This window comes from Paenibacillus sp. GM1FR (genome assembly GCF_002803315.1).
Classification (GTDB): domain Bacteria; phylum Bacillota; class Bacilli; order Paenibacillales; family Paenibacillaceae; genus Paenibacillus; species Paenibacillus amylolyticus.
In genome coordinates, this window is the sequence record NZ_MKZL01000005.1 from 121,270 (window position 1) to 127,582 (window position 6,313).

A 6,313-nucleotide genomic window follows, 5' to 3' on the forward strand; every position below is an offset into this window, starting at 1 on the left:
CAATTTTCTTCAAGCTACATACGAGAATAATACTTTGAAAAATGATTTAGATGAGTTGATGAGGGCTCAAGGTATTAAATAATTATAATATTGTAAGAGCTACCTCATTTCTGAGGTGGCTTTTACATGCCCATGAAAGCATACTTTTAACTAGCAGCGTAGGAATACAACATCGTATGTGTTTTTTAACACACAATTTGTATGAGAACTCAAACACATTATATGTGAGAGTCATCGCACATCCTGTTGCATATACATTGTATATGTTATATGAAAATGTTATATTATTCCTAGGAGACTAGTATTTTATTCAGCTTTCGTGAGTAACTAGTAGTCATATTATCAGGTGATCCAATCATAGAATGAACTGTCTAATCTAAATTAGATAGGAGATGATTGCATTGGCTGGCAAAAAAGGAGGAAAACGAATGGCTGTTAGTCTTCGTGAACGACCAACTCTTGAAGGAAAAGATGCAGAACGTTTTATTAGCAAAATGAAAAAAAATGAAGAGTTTATGAAAAAGCATGCTGCAAGAAAAATTAAGGAGTACCATGACAGACTTTCTAGAGGAGAATGAAAATTATACACTCACACACAAAATTATATCCATAGATGACCTAGCTCATTTAAAAAATTTTAAGTGTGGTAATGGTTCTATGGATCTTTTTCTTGCAGTTGAATCCTACCCTTCTCACATAGAAAGAGAATCAAGCACCACAGTTGTCTACATTAACGATAAACTTGTTGGGTACTATACGTTGCGACACATTAAATTGTCCTCATTGTTAACAACAATCACTCCAGAAGAAGATCGCGATGTTTTAGATATTGCACGACTAGCTGTAGATATTCAACTACAGGGGAAATATATAGGCACTGCAATAATGGAAAATATATTAAAAATGGCTGTTCAACTCAATGAACGCTTTATAGTACTTGACGCTCTAAAAGAGAAATGGAGTTGGTACGCTAAAAAATTTGATTTTGAGCCACTGTTTGAGAGTGACATAGAAGGTTCTGGAGAATTAGTTACAATGCTAATAGACTTGTACGATCAAGATTTGATAGAACGATACTATGACGAATAACAAATGAAATACCAAATTTACATAGAAATTAGCTATGGAAGCCTTATAAACAGGGCTTTTTTTATTTGTCCAAATTTTATATTGGAGGTGATTTTGCGTGACTGCCTTTAATCTATTTTTAATGTGTTTAAATAAGTCTGTAGTATATTGTGCAGATATTTTTTTGTCTGTCAGTCCAACAAACCATAACTTTCATCATATTAATTCGCAAATAAGTAAAAAAGTATCTCTGATCTCTTCTTGGGCTAGGAACTAGTTAATTTGAAGAAGATTAGAGGCTTTTGACAGAATGTCATAAGTGCAGCAGACGAGGCTTTTAAATTTAGGGTATCCGTCTGGCATCTATTAGACAAGCGAGAATACATCTTTGACTGGAGTAGACAATAGAAGCGTATAGAACAGTATCCGTGATGATCATGGAGAGATGATACTTTCGTAATACGTTTCGGTTTAGGTACAAAAAGGAGCCTTATTTAGTGGGACCGTTGTTTATATGTATACATATTATTTAAATCTAAATGTTTCAAATGTCTCAAGAAATTCTGACAAGGCATAAAATCCAATTCCAATACAGACAAATCCAAGGATAAAACAACCGATGATTGAATTAGAAAATCCACTTCCTTGTCCATAATGTTCACCACAATTAGGACATATAATTGCAGATCTTGAGATTGGATGCCCACAAGATCTGCAAGGTTCTATTTTTTTAGATCTCAATCCTATCAATCTTCTGTAGATATTAAGAAACACTCCAGCAATACCCATTAAGCCCAGTACAAATAGAGCTATGATCAATCCTGCAAAGAATACCATACCAAAAATCTCACTGATGTTATGAATCAAATCATTTACTAACTCCTCCAACGTTAAAGTCAATCCGGATTAGTCTACCAGACCTAGGTATATTTTTCTATCAGAGTGTATGGAAGTTACAGATCCTTAAATAAATCTAACAAATAAAATAAAAGCCCAATTCCTCCAGCCAAAGCTACAACTCCGGCGAAAAAGTTGGCTAATATACTGGTAGAGAATGAATTGGCTCTTCCGAAAGTTTGGCCACAATTAGGACAAAGAATAGCTTCTTTAGATATCGTATGACTACACGAATGGCAAGGTTCTAAGCTAGAATTATTACCTTTGATTGCCGAAATTATATTTCCGAACATTCTGCCAAAGAAACGAATAGACATATAAAAGAATGTCAGAATGAAAAGAGATTGTAATGTTGTTCCAACTATAATGCCTATTTTCTCTTCCATGTATTCCCTCCAAAATTTAATCAATCCAGAATAGTCTATCAGACCTATATGGGTATTTCCATCAATTTCTATTATAAAAAGCAAAAAGGAGTGACTTCCGCTAGGGTGTCACTCCTTTTTGGTCTTTAATTTACTTCCTTCAATAATTCCTCATAGTTATTCCGCACATTACCTACTTCTTTGGGGACTTCATATACTCGCATTTCTGACGCTTGATATGGTTTGAGCAGACTGAGCAGGGACTGGACATCATGATTATCTCTTCCAAGCCATTCAGCCTCATCCTCTGAGCGCAGAATAACCGGCATGCGATTATGAATGTCTTCCATGAGACTGTTAGGTTCGGTCGTAATAATCGTGCAAGTACTCAACTGATTGTCGTTTTCGTCTGTCCAGGTATCATAAAGACCGGCAAGTGAAAATAAGCGGTTATCCTTCATCAGAATGCGCATTGGCTGCTTCTCCTTTCCTTCCTTCCGCCACTCATAAAATCCGTTCGTGGGGATGATACAGCGTTTGGAGCTGATCAGACGTTTAAAGGATGGCTTCTCTGCTAATGTTTCTGCTCGGGCATTAATCATTTTGTTCCCGATCTTATCATCTTTTGCCCAAGTGGGCACCAGACCCCAGCGGAGAGCGCCTAATCTATTACCGTTTTTACTTCCGATAATAGTTGGGATGTACTGCATGGGTGCAGCATTATAGTTAGGCTTGTACTCAAATCCATCAGCAATAGATGCATAGTACCTGTCCAAGATAGAGTCTAAAGGGTCAGTGATTGTAAATCTACCGCACATACAAAACACCTCCTGTATTGTGCTTACAAAATATAATCATACACTTGTGTACGGGGTAATCTTGAATTATGGAGATGTACATAATAACACCTCAACCTAATTATAGCGGTTTGCTATAAAGGATTGAGGCGGTAAGTTATGGAGAATACGACATGTGTTGATCAGTTCATATAAGTTCGTTCAAACCATTCAACGGACTCTGTTAGACTCGCAATTCCTAATACGAAAAGACCTACTCCAAAAAGAAAACAGATAAATATGGAATCACCTAATCCGTTCATTTTACCGTAATGTTCACCACAGTACGGGCAAATAATAGCAGTGTTTGAAATCGAACGTCTACATGTTGTACAAGGCGTCATTCTGTCTATTTTTACACCTTTTAATCTTCTATAAATATTGATAAAGCTCTTAATAATAAACATAATTGATAATACAAAAAGTGATAATGTTAAAGCACCTAAACAAAACACACCAAAGTAGTCACTAATTTCGTTAATCTTTTTACTCATAGAACAGTTAACCCCTCATTCAAGTTTAAACTCTTTTAATGGGTAGCAGCATCCGGAATTCTTCCAACTGGTTGTTTACCTAGCTACCAGCACCACGATTTTCTGATGGACTTATGTATTGGATATCTACACCTTCTCAGCCATTCAAAGCTCGACCTAAATTTAATTATTCGGCAACTCCTTAAAATACTCCTTCAACTGACGCTCAACGTGTATTGGCGCTTGATTTACCACTCCCTTACTTTGTACGTTTCTCCAGAAGTGGTTACCGGTTTTGTACAGCGGTCTTTTGAAGAGAACTATGCGTAATGGTTAACTAAACCAATCATTATCGCTATCCAATAAGATCATTTGGTCCTCCGAGGCGCATTATCTCAGATGCGACAAATTTAAGTTTGAGATAAACTTAAAGGATAATGGTAGTGTGCAAAATGAAAGGAGCAGTTTGCCGTTCGCAGCTGCTCCACATTTCGTTGAGCTAGCAACATAAGTTACTTTAGGTGCGTCTGTGTAGCAAAAGGAGGAGGAACATGAGGAAAAAAATATGTATTCTACTAGTGCTACTCATGGGGTTTGCGATCGTTGCTTGCACTAAACCTCAAGCTGAGAAGCTGACCACAATGACATTGCAAGAACTCTATCCAGGGGATATTGCGAATGTGGATTCCGTTGAGATTACGGATGGTAGCTCAGGCGAGCGGAAAATGTTCTTTAACCAAAAACAGATCCTAGAGTGGATTGATCAAATAAAAGACATGAAATTCGAGCCTAATTCGAACCAAGGGGAGAGAAGTGGCTTCCTGTATTCGGTATCTTTGCGGGAAGGTCACATGAGTAAGTTGGGATTCACTCCGAATTCGCAGGGCGGACATTATTACATCCACAACGAGGAATTGACATTAAAAATTCAAAAGTTGTTTGGAAACATGGATTCCCATAAATGAGAGGTGAAGGCGTGTTACGAGTCTTGAATCGGTGCTATTTTACTACTATGCTATACAAATTAAGCCAAGCACCCGATAAATAATTATAGTTACGATTAAATCCTAGAAGGATGGTACGATAATGAAAAGTATTACACGTATGACTGCTTGCTTGGTTTTAGCCGCATCACTATTGGGTTCTACAACTGCAATAGCCGAATCCGAGATGCAGGAGCAGAATGACAAAGATATAGCCACTTTGACGTGGAGAGGAATTCCAGCAGTAGACATGAACGAGCACTGGGCCAAGCGTCTCTTTCAATGGGGTATCTCTGAAAATATAATTAATGGATATTCAAATTACAACCTTAAGCCTGATCAAGTAATAACAGAGGCTGAATTCCTCAAGATGTTATACAGAGCAATGGGTATGGCTATTCCAAATGCAAGTGCAAATAGCGCATATCTACCCAGTGAGAGTTGGACAGAAGGTCTCTACAGGGTGGCTAAACTATACAACCATCCGACAACGGGAGAAAACAACTTTGCGATGAGAATGCAGCCCATTACTAAACTACGTGCTGCAGAAATTATCAGTGCAACTCAAGGCGTTCATTATACTGGCCAATATGCTGTTGCCTATCTGATCGGACATGGATTATCCAACAGTGAAGCTAATTCTCCAGAGCAGTTTGATGAGGAAAGTACGCTTACGAGAGCAGAAGCACTTCAATGGATACGTCAGCTTGCTTTTCATGGAAAACTTAAGATCGATGTGAGACCAAAAGTTCCTACAGATCTTAGTCTTCTTCCTGATCTAATGGACATAAATTCTGAAGTGATTCCTGATTTTAGTACGGAGCCCGTTACTGATGAGGATTTTAGTTTGTACATTCTTGGCGATGTTCCAGAACTTAGATTTGGAGACTCGAAAAAATCAATTGATGAACAATTCGGAGAATCTAAAGGAAAGAATATATTTGATTCTGATACATATCCGTTATTCACCGCACACTTTAACCAGAGTGGAGAGTTAGATGGTTGGAGTATTGACTCATACATGGATGGTTCCCCTAATACAGCTTCTTCACTACTCACAAAAAAAGGGATTGTGTTGGGTGAAAGCACCTTGTCAGATATTATAGATCGATATGGGTCAGCTGGAGTGAGCGGCAAAGGGATCATAGAGTATTTTTATAAAAGGATGAGCGATGGCACCTATGAGGATATTTCAATTTATGATCCGATCCAAAATATTGAAGACGTGTATACGATCTCGTTTATTGTCGATGATGAAACCCAAGTACTCTATCATGTAATGGTGACCTCTTTTAAGGTTGCTTTCGGTTATACCTAAATCCTTGTGTTATTAAAATCACGGAAAACCAAAGAAGCAGCTGATGAGTATAATCGGCTGCTTCTTTGATTCAGCTAACAGGAAGATTAGCGTAACTCACCATTATTTGTTGGGGTTTAAGAGATGGAGCTCATAAAGAGTGAAGAGCCATTGACACTCCCACCCCTAAAGGGGCAAGATCACTAAAGTGATTGGGATTCTTAGCTAAGCTTAACGTCCTCATTTCATTTCTGCTTTGGACAGATGCTAAGATTAGGGTATGCCATTACCCCTCCTAAGACAGTGCATATAGCACCTTAGGCTGATTGACTGTTACCGCCAATCACAGTTGCGTAGCGAATATTCATCGCCCCAACGATATCACGATGTTTCT

General features: G+C 37.9%; 8 protein-coding genes. 4 read left to right on the plus strand and 4 right to left on the minus strand.

Going from position 1 to position 6,313, the window contains the following annotated elements:
* Positions 1–401 precede the first annotated feature (401 nt).
* Positions 402–578, plus strand: coding sequence for a hypothetical protein (locus PAEAM_RS31680; RefSeq protein ID WP_165789821.1), 177 nt, complete (start codon positions 402–404; stop codon positions 576–578).
* Positions 553–1,089, plus strand: coding sequence for a GNAT family N-acetyltransferase (locus PAEAM_RS03535; protein ID WP_165789822.1), 537 nt, complete (start codon positions 553–555; stop codon positions 1,087–1,089). Before PAEAM_RS31680 ends, PAEAM_RS03535 begins: the two co-directional genes overlap by 26 nt.
* Positions 1,090–1,593: 504 nt before the next feature.
* On the opposite strand, the gene PAEAM_RS31575 is transcribed toward PAEAM_RS03535, so the two are convergent.
* The 4 genes from PAEAM_RS31575 to PAEAM_RS03550 all read right to left on the minus strand — a co-directional run bounded on the left by PAEAM_RS31575 (position 1,594) and on the right by PAEAM_RS03550 (position 3,660).
* The gene (locus PAEAM_RS31575; protein ID WP_133120412.1) at positions 1,594–1,935 is read right to left on the minus strand and encodes a zinc ribbon domain-containing protein; all 342 of its coding nucleotides are present in this window, start codon (positions 1,933–1,935) and stop codon (positions 1,594–1,596) included.
* A gap of 86 nt (positions 1,936–2,021) precedes the next feature.
* Entirely contained in the window at positions 2,022–2,351 is a 330-nt protein-coding gene (locus tag PAEAM_RS03540; RefSeq protein ID WP_100526674.1) for a hypothetical protein, read from the minus strand.
* Between the two features lie 125 nt (positions 2,352–2,476).
* Entirely contained in the window at positions 2,477–3,148 is a 672-nt protein-coding gene (locus PAEAM_RS03545) for an SOS response-associated peptidase (RefSeq protein WP_100526675.1), read from the minus strand.
* A 161-nt stretch (positions 3,149–3,309) separates the two neighbouring features.
* A complete protein-coding gene (locus tag PAEAM_RS03550; RefSeq protein ID WP_100526676.1) occupies positions 3,310–3,660 on the minus strand; it encodes a hypothetical protein in 351 nt (116 codons plus the stop codon).
* A gap of 530 nt (positions 3,661–4,190) precedes the next feature.
* On the opposite strand from PAEAM_RS03550, the gene PAEAM_RS03555 reads away from it, so the two are divergent.
* Positions 4,191–4,604 carry a hypothetical protein gene (locus PAEAM_RS03555; protein WP_100526677.1) on the plus strand — a complete coding sequence of 138 codons (414 nt, stop codon included), beginning with the start codon at positions 4,191–4,193 and terminating at the stop codon, positions 4,602–4,604.
* Positions 4,605–4,725: 121 nt separating this feature from the next.
* Positions 4,726–5,940, plus strand: coding sequence for an S-layer homology domain-containing protein (locus tag PAEAM_RS03560; protein WP_100526678.1), 1,215 nt, complete (start codon positions 4,726–4,728; stop codon positions 5,938–5,940).
* Positions 5,941–6,313 lie beyond the last annotated feature (373 nt).